This is a genomic window from Tepidimonas sp. (assembly GCF_046292505.1).
Taxonomy (GTDB): domain Bacteria; phylum Pseudomonadota; class Gammaproteobacteria; order Burkholderiales; family Burkholderiaceae_C; genus Tepidimonas.
Map to the genome: position 1 here is coordinate 1 of NZ_JBKBQX010000281.1, position 518 is coordinate 518.

General features: G+C 64.3%; 1 protein-coding gene. It reads left to right on the plus strand.

The window, feature by feature from the left end; all coding sequences use genetic code 11:
• Positions 1-257 precede the first annotated feature (257 nt).
• The coding region (locus tag ACK4TH_RS13275) for a hypothetical protein (protein WP_409627105.1) at positions 258-518 on the plus strand (261 nt) is incomplete at its 3' end.

Genomic DNA, 518 nt, shown 5'->3' on the forward strand with positions numbered 1-518 from the left:
CCCAAGGTTGGGGGCGACGGTCTGGACAACGGTCTGGGCGCGGGTATTGGCGGCAGCGGACATGGGGACCTCCCGGGGTGGCGTGTGACAGCGATGAAGCTAGTATGAGAACCCCAGTGGCTCATAGCGTGAGCCACCAAAACTTGTAATCTGCCATTGCTGCCGGTCTGCTTTGCCGGCGCCTGGATGCGCCAGCGGCAGTGGGATGGAAGGTGCGGAGCACCCCTGCTCCGCCATGAGGTCAATGGGGAGGGCACATGCCAGCGTGGGACGATGATTGGACCGATGAACCCCCGGTCGACTTGTGGTTCAAGGTCACGGGAATGCTGCAGCAGAACTGGGCCACGGTGGTCGAGGTGTCGGGGCTGGACCGCAGCGAGCCGCCAACCGCCCGCATCGATTTCTTCGACGACCATGGAGAGGTCTTCGATGCGCTGAACTACCCGAGCGTCGCGCAGGCCGAACATGCCCTGGGCTTCAACGGGTTCACCTGCCCAGCGGCTGGTGCTGCCAGCGTG